This window comes from Corynebacterium sp. Marseille-Q2823 (assembly GCF_903645345.1).
Classification (GTDB): Bacteria; Actinomycetota; Actinomycetes; order Mycobacteriales; family Mycobacteriaceae; genus Corynebacterium; species Corynebacterium hiratae.
This window is the reverse complement of the sequence record NZ_CAHJXS010000005.1, coordinates 133,893-148,206: the sequence shown is the minus strand read 5'-3', so window position 1 is coordinate 148,206 and position 14,314 is coordinate 133,893. Positions and strand designations below refer to the sequence as shown.

General features: G+C 62.7%; 16 protein-coding genes. 9 read left to right on the top strand and 7 right to left on the bottom strand.

Translation table 11 applies throughout. The features are described 5' to 3' along the window. Positions 1–12: 12 nt before the first annotated feature. Positions 13–660 (top strand): Fic/DOC family protein, encoded by a 648-nt coding sequence (locus HWX44_RS07755; RefSeq protein WP_070513427.1) that lies wholly within the window; start codon positions 13–15, stop codon positions 658–660. 10 nt (positions 661–670) lie between these two features. Here HWX44_RS07755 and HWX44_RS07750 read toward each other — a convergent pair whose 3' ends face one another. The 5 genes from HWX44_RS07750 to HWX44_RS07730 form a co-directional block, all read right to left on the bottom strand. Next, on the bottom strand, positions 671–1,318 hold the full coding sequence (locus tag HWX44_RS07750; RefSeq protein ID WP_254868140.1) for an NAD(P)-dependent oxidoreductase: 648 nt from the start codon (positions 1,316–1,318) through the stop codon (positions 671–673). 480 nt (positions 1,319–1,798) lie between these two features. Further along, positions 1,799–3,094: an ABC transporter permease gene (locus HWX44_RS07745; protein ID WP_070701469.1), complete on the bottom strand. Its 1,296-nt coding sequence runs from the start codon at positions 3,092–3,094 to the stop codon at positions 1,799–1,801. Next, positions 3,091–3,765 (bottom strand): ABC transporter ATP-binding protein, encoded by a 675-nt coding sequence (locus HWX44_RS07740; protein WP_049154852.1) that lies wholly within the window; start codon positions 3,763–3,765, stop codon positions 3,091–3,093. Before HWX44_RS07740 ends, HWX44_RS07745 begins: the two co-directional genes overlap by 4 nt. After that, positions 3,762–5,372, bottom strand: a complete 1,611-nt coding sequence (locus HWX44_RS07735; RefSeq protein WP_175974041.1) for an efflux RND transporter periplasmic adaptor subunit — start codon at positions 5,370–5,372, stop codon at positions 3,762–3,764. Before HWX44_RS07735 ends, HWX44_RS07740 begins: the two co-directional genes overlap by 4 nt. A gap of 223 nt (positions 5,373–5,595) precedes the next feature. After that, positions 5,596–6,069 (bottom strand): hypothetical protein, encoded by a 474-nt coding sequence (locus tag HWX44_RS07730; RefSeq protein WP_010189769.1) that lies wholly within the window; start codon positions 6,067–6,069, stop codon positions 5,596–5,598. Positions 6,070–6,271: 202 nt separating this feature from the next. Here HWX44_RS07730 and hemL point away from each other — a divergent pair, with 202 nt between their 5' ends. The 7 genes from hemL to HWX44_RS07695 all read left to right on the top strand — a co-directional run bounded on the left by hemL (position 6,272) and on the right by HWX44_RS07695 (position 12,729). After that, on the top strand, positions 6,272–7,606 hold the full coding sequence (gene hemL / locus HWX44_RS07725) for a glutamate-1-semialdehyde 2,1-aminomutase (RefSeq protein ID WP_175974039.1): 1,335 nt from the start codon (positions 6,272–6,274) through the stop codon (positions 7,604–7,606). Between the two features lie 31 nt (positions 7,607–7,637). Continuing rightward, positions 7,638–8,246: a histidine phosphatase family protein gene (locus HWX44_RS07720; RefSeq protein WP_175974037.1), complete on the top strand. Its 609-nt coding sequence runs from the start codon at positions 7,638–7,640 to the stop codon at positions 8,244–8,246. Then, positions 8,246–8,851, top strand: coding sequence for a TlpA disulfide reductase family protein (locus HWX44_RS07715; protein WP_175974035.1), 606 nt, complete (start codon positions 8,246–8,248; stop codon positions 8,849–8,851). The genes HWX44_RS07720 and HWX44_RS07715 overlap by 1 nt, the downstream gene beginning before the upstream one ends. A gap of 17 nt (positions 8,852–8,868) precedes the next feature. Further along, on the top strand, positions 8,869–9,654 hold the full coding sequence (locus tag HWX44_RS07710) for a cytochrome c biogenesis CcdA family protein (RefSeq protein ID WP_046647905.1): 786 nt from the start codon (positions 8,869–8,871) through the stop codon (positions 9,652–9,654). A gap of 12 nt (positions 9,655–9,666) precedes the next feature. After that, positions 9,667–11,298, top strand: coding sequence for a cytochrome c biogenesis protein ResB (locus tag HWX44_RS07705; RefSeq protein ID WP_046647788.1), 1,632 nt, complete (start codon positions 9,667–9,669; stop codon positions 11,296–11,298). 141 nt (positions 11,299–11,439) lie between these two features. Then, positions 11,440–12,471, top strand: a complete 1,032-nt coding sequence (gene ccsB, locus HWX44_RS07700; protein WP_049154848.1) for a c-type cytochrome biogenesis protein CcsB — start codon at positions 11,440–11,442, stop codon at positions 12,469–12,471. Then, the gene (locus tag HWX44_RS07695) at positions 12,472–12,729 is read left to right on the top strand and encodes a helix-turn-helix domain-containing protein (protein WP_046647787.1); all 258 of its coding nucleotides are present in this window, start codon (positions 12,472–12,474) and stop codon (positions 12,727–12,729) included. Here HWX44_RS07695 and HWX44_RS07690 read toward each other — a convergent pair. Next, the gene (locus tag HWX44_RS07690) at positions 12,726–13,034 is read right to left on the bottom strand and encodes a hypothetical protein (protein ID WP_049154847.1); all 309 of its coding nucleotides are present in this window, start codon (positions 13,032–13,034) and stop codon (positions 12,726–12,728) included. The genes HWX44_RS07695 and HWX44_RS07690 overlap by 4 nt on opposite strands. A gap of 43 nt (positions 13,035–13,077) precedes the next feature. Between HWX44_RS07690 and HWX44_RS07685 the strand changes: the two genes are divergently transcribed. After that, a complete protein-coding gene (locus tag HWX44_RS07685; protein ID WP_046647785.1) occupies positions 13,078–13,419 on the top strand; it encodes a DUF4229 domain-containing protein in 342 nt (113 codons plus the stop codon). Positions 13,420–13,427: 8 nt separating this feature from the next. On the opposite strand, the gene HWX44_RS07680 is transcribed toward HWX44_RS07685, so the two are convergent. Further along, a complete protein-coding gene (locus HWX44_RS07680) occupies positions 13,428–14,312 on the bottom strand; it encodes a 1,4-dihydroxy-2-naphthoate polyprenyltransferase (RefSeq protein ID WP_175974033.1) in 885 nt (294 codons plus the stop codon). Positions 14,313–14,314 lie beyond the last annotated feature (2 nt).

The window sequence follows — 14,314 nt, the reverse complement described above, 5'->3', positions numbered from 1 at the left end:
AGGAATCGGGGGATGAGACAAAAGAATTGGGATGACTACTACATTCCAGGTACGAGGACTCTGCGCAATCTCTTCTTAAGTGAGGAACATCCCTTTGGGGAGCCAGACTTAGAACGACTGAATCATCTTGAAACCGTTGCCGTCAACGCTCGAATTGCTCAGCTTTACATAGTTCCTCTGGAAGGTGCTTTTGACTACGCGCACTTCAAGGACATACATCGACATCTTTTTCAGGATGTGTATGAATGGGCGGGTGAAGAGCGGACTGCCCCTACAGACCAGTTCATGATTAAGGCTGGGCATGCCTACTATCCGGCGGGGCCGGAAATGACGAAGGCAGCAGAGAAGTTGTTTGCGGGGCTGGCGAAGGATGATTTTCTGCGCGGCCTAGAGATTGATGAGTTTGTGGCCAAGCTGGCGGAGCTGTGGGGCGAGCTCAATGTGGTGCACAGCTTTAGAGAAGGCAACACCCGCACACAGACGGTGTTCTTTGACGCGCTGGTTACGGCGGCAGGATACCAACTTAATGTGGAGCGGCTAGCGAGTGATAGCCGCGTACGCGCGGAGTTTATTGCCGCGCGCTTTCACAGCCAGGACACGGGGGATAACACGCAGCTGGAGGAGGTGCTGCGCGGGCTCGTCGGAAAGCGGGCCGTCTAAACGCTCGGGCCTAGCCCTTGTTGCGGAAGACGAAGATGGAGGAGAAGTCCTGGTCGCCGTGGCCCATGGCCTGCTGCTCCTCAAAGCGCTCGATGGCGGCGGCCACTGCAGGCAGCGGCTTGTTGGCGGTCATCTCCATGAGCTTGGCGTCCTTGCACAGGGCATCCACGGTGAAGTCACCCGGAGTGGTGTTGCGCTCGCCGGTGATGAACGGCCCCTTCATATTCTTCATAAAGGCCAGGCCAGTGATGTCGAGCATCTCGAGGATGACCTCGGAATCGAGGCCCTCAGACTCGCCGAGGTGCAGTGCTTCCAGTACGCCCTCGGCGGTAACGGCGAGGGCTAGGTTGGCCAGGAGCTTTCCAATCGCCGCGGTGGCGGCGGATTCCACGCCGATGAGCTTGTTCTCATCGGCCCAGGACTCGGCGATGGTCATGGCGAGTTCGCGGCGGTCGTCGTCAGGCGTGCCCACATAGACGCCGAGCTTGCCCTCGCGCGCCGGGCCCAGAGAGCCAACGACGGGCGCGTGGACATAAGAGTCGACCGCGGCGGCGAATTCGCGAGCGGCGTCAGGGGAGACGGTGGTGGTATCGATCCAGGTCACGCCGTCCGGGATGAGATTGGTCTCGATGACTCGCTCACGGATGTCATCGGCCAAGCGAGTATGATGATCTCGCTACTGCGGCTGGAATAACGGTCGATCGGCGGCTCGCGCGCGCGGGCGGTACACGGTGCATTCTGAGGAGGTTCGGGCAGCCGTACGGCCAGCGGAATGCGATCTTCATGCGCATGTGCCATCATTGTGGGCAGGCTCGCCGCGATTCATGCGAAACTACCGGACACGAGGCCGATAGACTGGCAATCGTGGTTCGTGTTGATTTTCTCTGGTGCTTTCGAGGCCGTGTGGGCGGCGGCGCTGGTAGCGCAGCCGGCTGGCTCGGTGTCTTTTCGTTGCCTCGCATCGATGGCGGTTGGCATTTATCCCGTGGGCCGGCTACGCGGTGTGAGCGTGGCGGGTCAGTCATCTATTCGCCGCCGCACGAGCATGGAAGGTGCTATCCGCCATGATTATTGGTGGGATCGTGGGGCTGAAGGTGGTGCATTAGGGGCGCCGTCGTTTGAAACGACGACGCGACACTTATTCGTAGCGCAGTGCCTCAATCGGGTCCAGCTTTGCGGCCTTGCCCGCGGGGTAGTAGCCAAAGAAGAGGCCAATAGCCAGCGAGAAGAGCAGCGAGAGAATAACCGCCCACAGCGGCGGTGCCACGAGTGAGCCAATGGCGGCCGCACCCGCCATGCCGGCGGCGGTGCCGATGGCGATGCCGATGAGTCCACCGATGAGGCAGACCACGATGGCCTCCGTGATGAACTGGATGCGGATATCACGGCGGCGTGCGCCAAGCGCCTTGCGGATGCCAATCTCGCGGGTGCGCTCGGTGACGGTGATGAGCATAATGTTCATCACGCCGATGCCGCCGACGAGCAGCGAGATACCGCCGATGGCCGCGAGCACTAGGCTCATCGTGGTGAAGATCTGGTTCAAGGACGCGAGGTCATCGCTGAAGTCGGTCACTTTGACCATGTAGTCCGGGTTGTCCTTGTAATAGCTATCGAAGACACGCTGCAGGTTGCTGGCCACCGCGGACTTATCCAAGTCTGGGTTGCCGCGAACGGTGACCTCGCTGAAGGCGGTGCCGGCACCGGGGGAATCGGAAAGTTCGGCTTCCAGCGGGTAAGGAACGAAGGCGGATTGGCTGGGGCCACCGCCTACAAGAGGGCCGGTTTGCGGTTCTTCAAAAACACCGATGACGGCGAGTTCAATAGGAGAGGCCTCTTGGGTTTCGAAGCTTACGTATTGGCCAATGGCGTCTTCAGGAGCACCGAAAAGTTTGGTGGCGGTCTCCTTATCCAGCATGGCTACTGCTCGGCTGGAGTCGATATCGTCTTCATTGAGGAAGCGCCCGGCCACGATGGAATAGGAGGAGCCTGAGACATAGTCCGGGTTGGTCGGGCGGATGAGGAGGTTGGCGGTCTCCTCCCCGGATTCGCCCTCGACCACGAGGGCGCCGGAATAGGAGCTGTACTCGCCGATATTGATGCCGGCGATCTGGTCCCCCATGACCTCCTTGGCGCGGTCCAGCATGTCCGGGGTGAGCATCGAGGACTCGTCCTCGACATAGCCGCCGCCCATGAAGGGATCGTCGGCTTCTTCCTCTTCGCCCTCCTCAGGGCGCTCCTTGACCTGAACGGTGAAGTTATTAGCGCCGACCTTGTCCAAGTCTTTTTGAACCGAGGCCTGCAAGGAGTGGCCGAGCGTGACGATGGAGATCACCGCGGCGATGCCGATGATGACGCCCAAGAGCGTCAGCGCCGAGCGCATCTTGTTGGTGCGCAGGCTCGTCAGCGCCATCTTGGTGGATTCAGCGAAATTCATGACAGCACCCCGTCCTTCATCGTGACGGTGCGGCTGCATTCATCAGCCAATTCCGGGTTGTGGGTAATGAACAAAATGGTCTTTCCATGCGTGCGGTGCAGTTCGTGGAAGAGGTCCATGACCATGCGGCCGGTCTGCGAATCCAGCGCACCGGTGGGCTCGTCCGCCAACAGAATCTCCGGCTGGTTGGCCAAGGCGCGGGCCACGGCTACGCGTTGCTTCTGACCACCGGATAGCTCATTGGGGAGGTGGTTCATGCGGTCGCTCATGCCGACCATCTCCAAAAGCTCTTCCGCGCGCTGGGTGCGCTCGTGGGTCGAAACGCCCGCATAGACCATGGGCATCTCCACGTTTTTCAGCGCGGACATGCGGCCGATCAGGTTGAAGTTCTGGAAGATGAAACCGATTTTTTGGCCGCGGAAGGAGGCTAGTTTGTCGTCGCCAAGCGCCAGCGCATCGACGCCAGCCAGCTGGTACTCGCCGGCGGTGGGGCGGTCGAGCAAGCCAATGATGTTCATGAGCGTGGACTTGCCGGAGCCGGACTGGCCCACGACTGCCACAAATTCGCCTTCGTCCACGCTGAAATCGAGGCCCGGGATGACGGTTAGCTCGCTGTCGAGGCCCTCGTTGAAACGTTTGACGATTCCCCGCATCTCAATGAGGCGGCTCATGCGTTCTCTTCCGCATCATCGGAGCCATCGACGGAGGCGGACATGCCGACCATGTCCTTGTGGGTATCCGCCTGGCTGATGACGGTCTCGCCCTCCTTGAGGCCGGAGGAGATGGCGGCGGAGAAATCAGATTCGCTGGCCACCTTGACCTCGCGCGCCTGGATCGTGCCGTTGTCGACGACGAGGACGTTCTTCTTGCCGCCTTCTTCATAGATGGCGGAGAGCGGCACGGTGATGACGTTCTTGTCCTTCTTCGTAATGATCTTTACCTTTGTGGTGGAACCGAGGCGCAGCCCCTCGCGGTTGCCGTCGACACGGATGTGCACGGGGAATTCGGGCTTGGAGGAGCCAGTTGGCTTGCCGGAGCCGCCGCCTGCGCCAGCCTCGACATCGGGCTGCTCAGCGGTGGGGGAGATGAAGGTGACCTTGCCTTTGAACTCCTTGCCTGGGCTGGAAGGCGAGGTGAACGAAACTTCATCGCCGACCTTGATGCGGGCGATATCGCCCTCCTTGACCGTGGACTTCACCAGCAGGGAGGAGTCATCCGCCACGGTGAGGATGGGGCCTTCGGCGGGCATGCCGGCTTCGCCATTGACGGCGGGGATGACTCCCGCCAGCGGGGGGGGCAGGTCGGCCTGGGGGAGCCGGGACTCCCGCGGCCCCTTTTCCTTGGCATTGTTCGCGTTCGCCGACGCCGCCGATTCCACCGCGTGGTTCACCGCTTGGGACTGGGAGGAAATCTGCTGTTCGATGGCGAGGTTGCTGGCTTGCAGCGCGCGTTCGGCATCGGCAACCGCTTGGTAGGAGGCGGCGGTGGCGCGCTGTTGTTCGCCTAGCTCGCGGTCGATGCCGCGGAGGACGCGACCATAGGATTCCTCGGACTGCTTGAGCTGGCGCTCGGAGTCCTGCACGGCCTCGTCAGAATCGAGGTAGCTCAAGAAAGCGCTGGCAGTGTTGATTCCGGAAGGATCTTCGGTGGCGGTGCCGAGGGAGGCCAGTGCGGACTGGAAAGACTTGGACTCAGCATCGCGCACCCCGGAGCGTGCTTGCTCGACGGCGGCGCGGGCTTCGGCAATCTCGGGGCGGTCGCCCTTGGCAGCGAGGGCATCATCGAGCTTGCGCTGTGCCTCGGCGTACTCGGTCTGCGCCGAGTTCACGGCGGACTGGGCGCTGTTGACCTCGGGGTTGAGGCCTTGGTCGAGGGAATCCTGAAGCTGGCGCAGCTGGAGCTGGGCATCCTCGATTTGGTGGACGGCCTCGAGCTTGCTGGCCTCCTGGGAGGTGCGCTGGGCCTCGAGCTCGCGCTCGGTTTCGGTGGTGTCCATGCGGCCGAGCAACTGTTGGGCTTCGACGCGATCGCCCACCTTCGCGTCTAAAGACTGGATGGGGCCGGTCAGCGAGGCGGTCAGTGAGAGTTCGCGCTCGGCAGAAACCGTTCCGGAGGCGGAGACGGAACTGATCAGGTCTTCTTTGGTGGTTTTCGTGACATCGGTTGCGGTGAGCTGAATATCGGAAGACCCACTGGTTAGTGCGTACATTCCACCGCCGCCTGCGAGGAGAACCGCAGCGATAGCGCCAGCAGTGATGCCGAGAGCTTTCTTATTCATGAATCCCTTACTGTCAGGTTAACGCCGTCATTGAAATCGGGTTCAGATTAACTCTCGGGCATGTGTCTTGTCATGCGCAGTGGGGGGAATATAGGAGGTAGATCAGGGTCTACCCTTAGATGGTGCGAGGCTATGAGGTCTGGTGACGTTTCGATCAATTAAGGTCCCGAAAATGGGTGATTTTCTGCCACTATTTGATCGAAACGTATGTGGCATCTGACTTTTAGAAGGGCACATCGATGTAGATCTCCTCCGCCTTCGGCAAAGGCGGCAGTTTGGGTAGCTGATCGAGACCCTCCTGGACTTCCGGCGGGAGGGGAATCTGCGGAGGCTCGGGCAGTTCTAGCTTGGGTTTGGGCCGCTGCGGTGGGGCCGGGCGTGGCGCCGGTGCTGGTGCGGGCGCTGGCGCGCGGACGGTGACGGTTTCTACTTCGACGCGTGGCGTGGGTGTTTCGGCTACTACGGGTGCGGGAGCTGGTGCTTCGGCCGTAGGTTCCGGTTCAGCCGGAGCTGGCGCGATGGAGGTGGTGTCACCCAAGCGGTTGACCGGCTGGGGTACCGCATCAGGCTTCCAGGAAGGCAGCTGGGCCGAGGTGGTGGGGTTGGGCTCGGCTCGCGGAGCAGGTTCTGCCTGCGTGGCAGCGCAGGCAGAAAGCGGAAGGCAAGCAAAAATGACAAGAATACGGCGCGATGCCATGGGAATCCCCCTTAAGTAGTGCCTCCCACAGCGCACCCCAGCGCTTAATTAAAGAAAGGCAGAATCAACAGTGTGCTGCCAGCATAGCGTTCCCATGGCGGGTGCGCAGCGCGAGCGCGCTCAGGGGGCTCGCGAGGGGGTGGAGAGGAGGCTGCAAGACACGAGGGGACTCCAACTTTTGTATAGGGCTAAAACCGATACAATGTGGGCTATGCCTAACTCCAGCCAGCTAAACCAGCAGAATACGTCCCAGTCCGCTGAGTGGTTCGAGCGCGCCACCAAGGTCACCCCGGGCGGTGTGAATTCCCCGGTCCGCGCCTTCGGATCCGTGGGCGGCCAAGCCCGCGTTATCGCTCGCGGTGAGGGCTCCCGCCTTTGGGATATCGACGGCAACGAGTACGTCGACCTGGTCAGCTCCTATGGCCCGATGATCCACGGCAATGCCCACCCGGCCATCGTGGAGGCAGTGCAGAAGGCGGCTGCCGACGGCCTCTCCTTCGGTGCCCCGACCGAGGGCGAGACGCTGTTGGCGGAGCACATCGTCAAGCGCACCGCCGTGGAGCAGGTGCGCCTGGTCAACTCCGGTACCGAGGCCACCATGTCCGCCGTGCGGCTGGCCCGCGGTTTCACCGGCCGCGCCAAGGTCCTGAAGTTTGAGGGCTGCTACCACGGCCACGTGGATGCGCTGTTGGCGTCGGCTGGCTCCGGCGTGGCCACCTTCGCGCTGCCGGATTCCCCGGGCGTCACGGGTGCCTCGGCCGCGGACACCATCGTCGTCCCGTACAACGATCTCGACGCCGTCCGCGAGGCCTTCGCCGCGCACCCGGGAGAGATCGCCTGCATCATCGCCGAAGCCGCGGCGGGCAACATGGGCACCGTGGCCCCGGAGGAGGGCTTCAACGCGGCACTCAAGGAGATCGCGCATGCCGACGGCGCCCTGCTCATCCTCGACGAGGTCATGACCGGTTTCCGCACCTCCTACAAGGGCTGGTTCGGCGTCGATGGGGTAGCGGGTGACCTGGTGACCTTCGGCAAGGTGGTCTCCGGTGGCCTGCCGGCAGCTGCCTTCGGCGGCCGCGCCGACGTCATGGCTTCCCTCGCCCCCGCCGGCCCTGTCTACCAGGCGGGCACGCTGTCCGGTAACCCGGTGGCGATGGCCTCCGGTCTGGCCTCTCTGGAGCTGGCCAACGAAGAGTTGTACCCGCGCCTGCAGGCCAACGCGGACTGCCTGACCAGCCTGATAACGGCGGCACTTGATGCCGCCGGAGTGGCACACCACATCCAGCGCGCGGAGACGATGTTCTCCATCCGCTTCGCCGAGGGCCAGGGCCGCAACTTCGCCGATATGCAGGCGGCCGATACCTGGCGCTTCGCACCCTTCTTCCACGCACTGCTGGAGGGCGGCGTGTACGTTCCGCCGTCAGCCTTCGAGACCTGGTTTGTGTCTGATGCGCTCACGGACAATGATTTTGAGGTAATCGAGGCAGCTCTCAAGCCTGCCGCCCAGGCCGCCGCCAGCGCGCAGCGCCCGCAGTAAACCAACCATTTGAGGGGATAGACACAGGTATATGTCCACCACCATCGTCCACTTCGTCCGCCACGGCGAGGTTTATAACCCGGATAAGATCCTTTACGGACGCATCCCGGGCTATCACTTGTCCTCCCGTGGGCATTCCATGGCCGCACGCACAGCGAAAGCCTTCGAAGGCCATGACGTGACCTACCTGGCGGCCTCGCCGCTGCAGCGCGCGCAGGAAACCGCGCTGCCGATTGCGCAGGTGACGGGCTTGGAGGTGGACGTCGATAAGGGCGTCATCGAGTCCGGCAACCGCTTCGAGGGCTTGCGCACCAAGGGCTGGAATTCGCAGCTGTGGAATCCGCAGCGCTGGCCGCTCATGGTCAATCCGCTTGAGCCCTCGTGGGGCGAGCCTTTCGAGGAGATCGCCGCGCGCATGATGGACGCCGCCGAGCGCGCCCGCGCCAAGGCCGAGGGACACGAGGCCATCGTGGTTGCCCATCAGCTGCCCATCGTCATGGTGCAGCGCACCGTGTTGGGCAAGCGCCTGGCCCACGCGCCGTGGGACCGCACGTGCGCGCTGGCTTCGGTGACTTCGCTGGTCTACCGTGACCGCGAGATCATCGATATCTTCTACTCCGAACCGGCGCAGGACATCTAATGGGACGCAGAACTATCCGCGCCGCCGCGGCCGGTGTCCTTGCTGTGTTTGCCTTGGCTGGCTGCTCGCAAAGCGAGGAAAACGCGCAGAACGCCGTGGCTTCCGGCGGCACCTTCGAGTTCATCTCGCCCGGCGGGCAGACCACCATCCGCTATGCGGAGGAAGACCGCAAGCCGCTCAAGGATTTCTCCGGTGAGGACCTGCGGGATGAGTCCACGACGATCAAGCTTTCGGATTTCAAAGACCAGATCGTCGTCCTCAACTCCTGGGGTCAGTGGTGCGCGCCGTGCCGCTCCGAATCGGATGACCTCCAGGCCATCCATGCGGAGTTGCAGAAGCGCCAGGTCGGCACCGTGCTAGGCATCAATGTCAAGGACTTCAACCCGGAGATCTCCCGAGACTTTATGGCCGATAACGGCCTGGAATACCCCTCCATCTACGACCCGCCCTTCAAGACGGCCGCGGCACTTGGCGGCGTGCCTACCTCCGTGGTGCCCACCACCATCGTGCTGGATAAGCAGCACCGCCCCGCCGCGGTCTTCCTGACCGAGATCACGGAGAAGGATGTCCTCGAGGTCGTCGACGAACTGGAGAAAGAACAGTGATCCTCGCCGCTGACGGTATGGGGCAAAGCTTCGCCGATGCCGCCGTGTCCGGCCCGCTCCTGATCGGAGTGCTCGCCGCGGCCGTGGCCGGATTGGTCTCCTTCGCCTCACCCTGTGTGGTTCCACTGGTTCCTGGCTATATCTCTTACCTCGCCTCCGTGGTCGGCGGTGAGGTGAGCTATGACGAGGAGTTGGGGGTGGGCGTCGGCAAGCGCCGGCGTTGGGCCGTCGTCGGTGCCGCAGCACTCTTCGTGCTGGGCTTTACCGTCGTTTTCGTCCTAGCCACCGTGTCAGTCTTCGGCGCCATTTCGGCGCTGACGCTCAACGCGGATACCCTCATGCGCGCCGGCGGTGTCATCACCATCCTCATGGGTGTGGTGTTCATGGGCGTGGTGCCGGTACTACAGAAGGACACGCGCATGGCGCCGCGGCGCTGGACCACGTGGCTGGGCGCGCCGCTGCTCGGCGGGGTTTTCGCCCTGGGCTGGACCCCGTGCTTGGGCCCCACGCTGGCTGCCATCCTGTCTGTCTCCGCCGGCACCGAGGGAACCACCGCGCTGCGCGGCACCATCCTCATTATTGGCTACTGCCTGGGCCTGGGCCTGCCCTTCTTGCTCGTGGCACTGGGCTCCGCTAAGGCCATGCGCACCGTGACCTGGATGCGGGAGCACTCCCGGACCATCCAGATTCTCGGGGGCATCGCCATGATCCTCGTCGGCCTGGCGCTGCTGACCGGGCTGTGGGGAGATTTCATCAACGCCATCCGCCAGTGGACCGTGTCCTATGGCGCGACGCTGCTGTAAAGGAGATTTTTCGTGAGATATATCCGCAAGGCCTGGCACTGGCTGACCAGCATGCGCACCGCGCTGGCGCTGCTCTTCTTGCTGGCCATCGCCGCCATTCCCGGATCGCTCCTGCCGCAGCGCTCGCTCAATGAATCTAACGTCAACGACTTCATTGAGACCAACGGCAAGGTGGCGGAGATCTACGACAAGCTGCAGCTTTTCGACGTCTTCTCCTCCGTCTGGTTCCAGGCCATCTACGTCCTGCTCATGATTTCTCTGGTGGGCTGCATCATCCCGCGCTCCTGGGATCACTACAAGGCCTACCGCACACCGCCGACGCGCGCGCCGAAGTATCTGGAAAAGATGCCGCTCAACGCCACCGGGCATTCGGAAAAGTCCCCGGAGGAGATCGCAGCGGCCACCACAACCATGCTGAAGAAGTGGCGGGTCTCCGAGGTCTCGCCCGAGAAGGACCGCGCGGGTGCGCAATCCTTCTCCGCGGAGCGCGGCTATGCCCGCGAGCTGTGCAACCTCATCTTCCACATCGCGTTGGTGGCAATCTTGCTCACCATGGCAGCCGGGCGCCTGGTGCACTACGAGGGACAGGTCATCGTGGTCACGGAGAAGAACTCCCAGGGGCAGACCCAAGAGCAGGCGCAATCCACGGAGTTCTGCAACACCTCCACCTCCGTCTATGACTCCTTCCGCGCCGGCCCGCTATTCGACGGCACCGGCCTGCACCCCTTCTGCTTCTTGGCCCACGACTTCACCGCGGACTACCTGCCCAATGGCCAGGCGGAGATGTTCACCTCGAACGTGTCCTATGCCGCCGGCGACGACATCTTCACGGACCCGGAGACCTGGGAGGACTACCAGCTGCAGGTCAATCACCCGCTGCGCATTGACAAAAACCGCGTTTACCTGCAGGGCCACGGTTTTGCGCCGACCATGACGGTGGAGTGGCCTAACGGTGAGAAGCGCACGCAGACCATCCAATTTCAGCCCACTGACACCACGTTCTTCCTCTCGTCGGGAGTGATGCGCTTCGACCCGCCGGCGGGCATGTACCCGGACCTGTTTGAGCGCCGCCAGAACCAGATCGCCATCCAGGGCCTGTTTGCCCCGACCGCCGAGTGGTCCGGCGAGAGCGGCAAGCTGTTGCAGTCTTCCTACCCGGCGATGCTGGATCCGGCCGTGGCTATCGATATCTACCGCGGCGATGCCGGCCTGGACACGGGTACCCCGCAGTCCCTCTTCTCCCTCGATTCCAACCTGGTCCACACGGGCCAGCTGCAGAAGATCGACCGCGTCAACCTGAACCAGGGTGAATCGGTCACGCTGGACGACGGCACGAAGATCACCTTCGACGGTGCCTCCGAGTTTGCGAACTACCAGGTTTCCTATGACCCCTTCCAGAGCTGGGTTCTCGTGTCCGCGCTGGTCATGCTGGTATCCCTGGTTGGCTCGCTGGTGATCAAGCGCCGCCGCGTGTGGGTGCGCATCCGGCCGGGGGCCAATGGTGGCACCGATATTGAGATGGGCGGTCTTGCCCGCACCGACCGCGCGGGCTGGTCTGAGGAATTCCATGAGCTTCACCGCGAGCTCCTGGAACTGCCGGATCCCGATGAGGTGGAGGAGGACGAACTCTACTCCGCCGACTAAAGGTGAGAAAGCTATCCGTCAAAAGTTGGATACTCCCGCTGAAGGGGGGTACTCTGATGAGCACCATAAATCTCTCCGCTCATGCAGCCTCGTGCGTGAAGCACGGTGTAGGCACGATTGTGAAGGCAAGGTTTCCCACTCATGCAGGTTGATCAAAATCTGTCCAACTTTTCCGACATCGCGGTGCAAACCGCGTTCGTCGTTTATGCTCTCGCCTTGGTGTTGTCCCTGGTCTACTACGGCCGGATGCACAGCATCATCGAGGCGATGCGCTCCCGCACGACTGCTGTGGCGCAGCAGCGCGAACTCGCTAGCGTGGGGGCCTCGGCAGACAGTGCCGCGCTTGGCGACGTCCCCCCGACAGCCAGCACTGGCCCCGATGCTGACCTAGACGCGGATCTGTCGAAGAAGCGGGAGAACGCCGACAAGCTCGGCGGCATGACGCAGATGCTCCTGTGGTTGGGTATCGCCTTACACTTGGCGGCCATTGTGCTGCGCGGCCTGGCCACGGGGCGTTTCCCGTTTGGCAACCTCTACGAGTACGTGCTCATGGTGACCGCCGGCGCCATGGTGGTGGCGACCATCGCCATGCAGCGCAAGGAATGGCGCACTCTGTGGCCGTGGCTGCTCACGCCGATTCTGGCGCTGATGTTCTACGGCTCCACCAAGCTCTATGCGGAATCCGCTCCGGTGGTTCCGGCACTCCAGTCTCACTGGCTGCCCATCCACGTCACTGTGGTCTCGTTGGGTGCGTCCATCGGCGTGGTCTCCGGTATCGCTTCTTTGCTCAGCGTGCTGCGTGAGTTCCAGCCGAAGGGCAGTGAGTCCGGTTTCTTTGGTGCGCTTGCCCGCCCGCTTCCTTCTGCTAAGAAGTTGGACCGCTTGGCCTACCGCTTGGGCGTGGTGACGCTGCCGACTCTGGGCCTGGGTATTGTACTGGGCGCTATTTGGGCCGAGTCCACATGGGGACGCTACTGGGGCTGGGACCCGAAGGAGACCGTATCCTTCGCCACCTGGATCCTCTACGCCGCCTACCTGCACGCCCGCGCGACGCCGGCCTTCCGCAAGGCCGCGCCGTATATCAACATCGCGGCGATGCTGCTCATGATCTTCAACCTGTTCTTCATCAACATGGTTGTCTCCGGCCTGCACTCCTATGCGGGGCTGAACTAAATGGCGGATACCCCTAAGCCGCGGCACAAACAGGGCAAGCCGGCGGGCGATAACCCGCAGCTCATCGCTCTCGGTGAGGGCTTTGCGCAGCGCCGCCGAGAACTCGGTATCTTGCAGCAGGAGCTGGCTGAGAAGGCCGGGATTTCGCGCTCCACGCTGCACACCATCGAGCACGGCGGCTCTGGCGTGCGCTGGGAAAAGGTGATTGCGGTGGCTGAGGCCCTCGGCCTTGAGATGACCTTCGAGCCGAAGGCTTAGGCTTCGTCGGCTTTATTGTCTTTGTCCTCGGGGGCCTTGGGTTTCTGGGAACCTTGTGAACCCTGTGAGCGACGGCGGCGCTCTTCTTCTTGGCGCTCTGCCTCCCGCTCCCTGGCGCGGCGCTCTTTGAAGCGCTGCTTCTCTAGGTTCCACAGGAACTCTTCGTCATCGTCTGGGCCCTTGATTGCGGGGCGCTGCGGCTGCTGTGTCTGCTGCACCTTCTTATTCCAACTCGACGGACCAAAGGCCTTCCATACGAGGACCGCCGCGAGGACAAACAAGAGTAGTAGTATCAATCGACCCATGCGTTGTATTCTACGGAATGCCCGCAAAGCAAAAGTGAGAATTATGAGTCAGACAGAAAACACCACCAACGCCTCCCAGAACTCCGAACCGCCCCAGCCGGACCCGGCGCTCAAGCGCCGCTCCCGCGTCGCTTTGTGGAAGTACGGGGCTGCCCGCGTGGTGCTGTTCATTGTGCTCACCGCGGTGATTCAGCTGCTGGCCATGGCGGTTCTCGGGACCTTTCCGCTGCTGGTCTCCGCCCTGTTGGCGTTGTTTGTGGCGCTGCCGCTGTCCATGCTGATCTTCTCCACGTGGCGCATGGAAGCCACTCAGACGCTGGCGGAGTACTCCGCGCAGCGCAAGGCCCACAAGAAGTGGGTCCAAGAGGAGCTGGCTGGCCGCTAAATCGGTGGTTAAACCAGAGCCAGCGCTACAGCGTTGATAACCGCCCACACCAGCATCGCGCGGCCGGCCATGCCAAGTACTGGGATGAGTTTCGGGCCGCGTGCGCCGCGGTTGACGGTGCGGATAGCACCCAGCGCGAGAGGGAAGTAGAGCAGCGAAGCGAGCGCGGCCCAGGAATCGAAGGCTAGGCCGATGGTGAGTAGTACCGGCAGCAGCAAGAGGGTCATGAATAGCGTGCGGGACTTTTTATCACCCAGGCGCACCGCCAAAGTGATCTTGCCGGTGGCCTTATCGGAGGGGATGTCCGGGATGTTATTGGCCAGGTTTACCGCCGCACTCATACCGCCGATACCCACGGCTAAGGCAAGGCCTGTCCACGTGATGCGGCCGGCCTGTGTGTACTCGGTACCTAGGACCGCGACGAGTCCGAAGAACACGAAAACGGCGATTTCCCCGAACCCGCGGTAGCCGTAGGGGTTCTTGCCACCGGTGTAGAACCAGGCACCGGCGATACACACGGCGCCGACGAGGATGAACGAGGCGGCGTTGGCAGCTAGGGAGAGTGAGATGCCCGCGATAGCCGCCACGCCGAAGGAGGCGAAGGCGGCGAACTTGACGTGTTGCGGTTTGGCCAGCCCGCCCCCGGTAAGCCGCTGGGGGCCGGTGCGGTCATCATCGGTGCCGCGGATGCCATCGGAGTAATCGTTGGCGTAATTCACGCCGATGATAAGCGCCCAGGCCACGATGAGCGCCAGCAACGCCCGGCCCCAGTGCAGGCCGTGGGCCGCGGCAGCGGCACCGGTACCAGCGATAACGGGAGCAAAGGCATTGGCCCAGGTGTGCGGGCGAGCACCCTGGAGCCAATCGGCAGGAGTGGCGGAAAAGGCAGACATGC

Excerpts from the sequence above, each read along its gene's own strand:
- HWX44_RS07755 (WP_070513427.1), top strand. The coding sequence starts at position 13 with ATGAGACAAAAGAATTGGGATGACTACTACATTCCAGGTACGAGGACT.
- HWX44_RS07745 (WP_070701469.1), bottom strand. The coding sequence starts at position 3,094 with ATGAATTTCGCTGAATCCACCAAGATGGCGCTGACGAGCCTGCGCACC.
- HWX44_RS07740 (WP_049154852.1), bottom strand. The coding sequence starts at position 3,765 with ATGAGCCGCCTCATTGAGATGCGGGGAATCGTCAAACGTTTCAACGAG.
- HWX44_RS07735 (WP_175974041.1), bottom strand. The coding sequence starts at position 5,372 with ATGAATAAGAAAGCTCTCGGCATCACTGCTGGCGCTATCGCTGCGGTT.
- HWX44_RS07730 (WP_010189769.1), bottom strand. The coding sequence starts at position 6,069 with ATGGCATCGCGCCGTATTCTTGTCATTTTTGCTTGCCTTCCGCTTTCT.
- hemL (WP_175974039.1), top strand. The coding sequence starts at position 6,272 with ATGTGGGCTATGCCTAACTCCAGCCAGCTAAACCAGCAGAATACGTCC.
- HWX44_RS07720 (WP_175974037.1), top strand. The coding sequence starts at position 7,638 with ATGTCCACCACCATCGTCCACTTCGTCCGCCACGGCGAGGTTTATAAC.
- HWX44_RS07715 (WP_175974035.1), top strand. The coding sequence starts at position 8,246 with ATGGGACGCAGAACTATCCGCGCCGCCGCGGCCGGTGTCCTTGCTGTG.
- HWX44_RS07710 (WP_046647905.1), top strand. The coding sequence starts at position 8,869 with ATGGGGCAAAGCTTCGCCGATGCCGCCGTGTCCGGCCCGCTCCTGATC.
- ccsB (WP_049154848.1), top strand. The coding sequence starts at position 11,440 with ATGCAGGTTGATCAAAATCTGTCCAACTTTTCCGACATCGCGGTGCAA.
- HWX44_RS07695 (WP_046647787.1), top strand. The coding sequence starts at position 12,472 with ATGGCGGATACCCCTAAGCCGCGGCACAAACAGGGCAAGCCGGCGGGC.
- HWX44_RS07690 (WP_049154847.1), bottom strand. The coding sequence starts at position 13,034 with ATGGGTCGATTGATACTACTACTCTTGTTTGTCCTCGCGGCGGTCCTC.
- HWX44_RS07685 (WP_046647785.1), top strand. The coding sequence starts at position 13,078 with ATGAGTCAGACAGAAAACACCACCAACGCCTCCCAGAACTCCGAACCG.
- HWX44_RS07680 (WP_175974033.1), bottom strand. The coding sequence starts at position 14,312 with ATGTCTGCCTTTTCCGCCACTCCTGCCGATTGGCTCCAGGGTGCTCGC.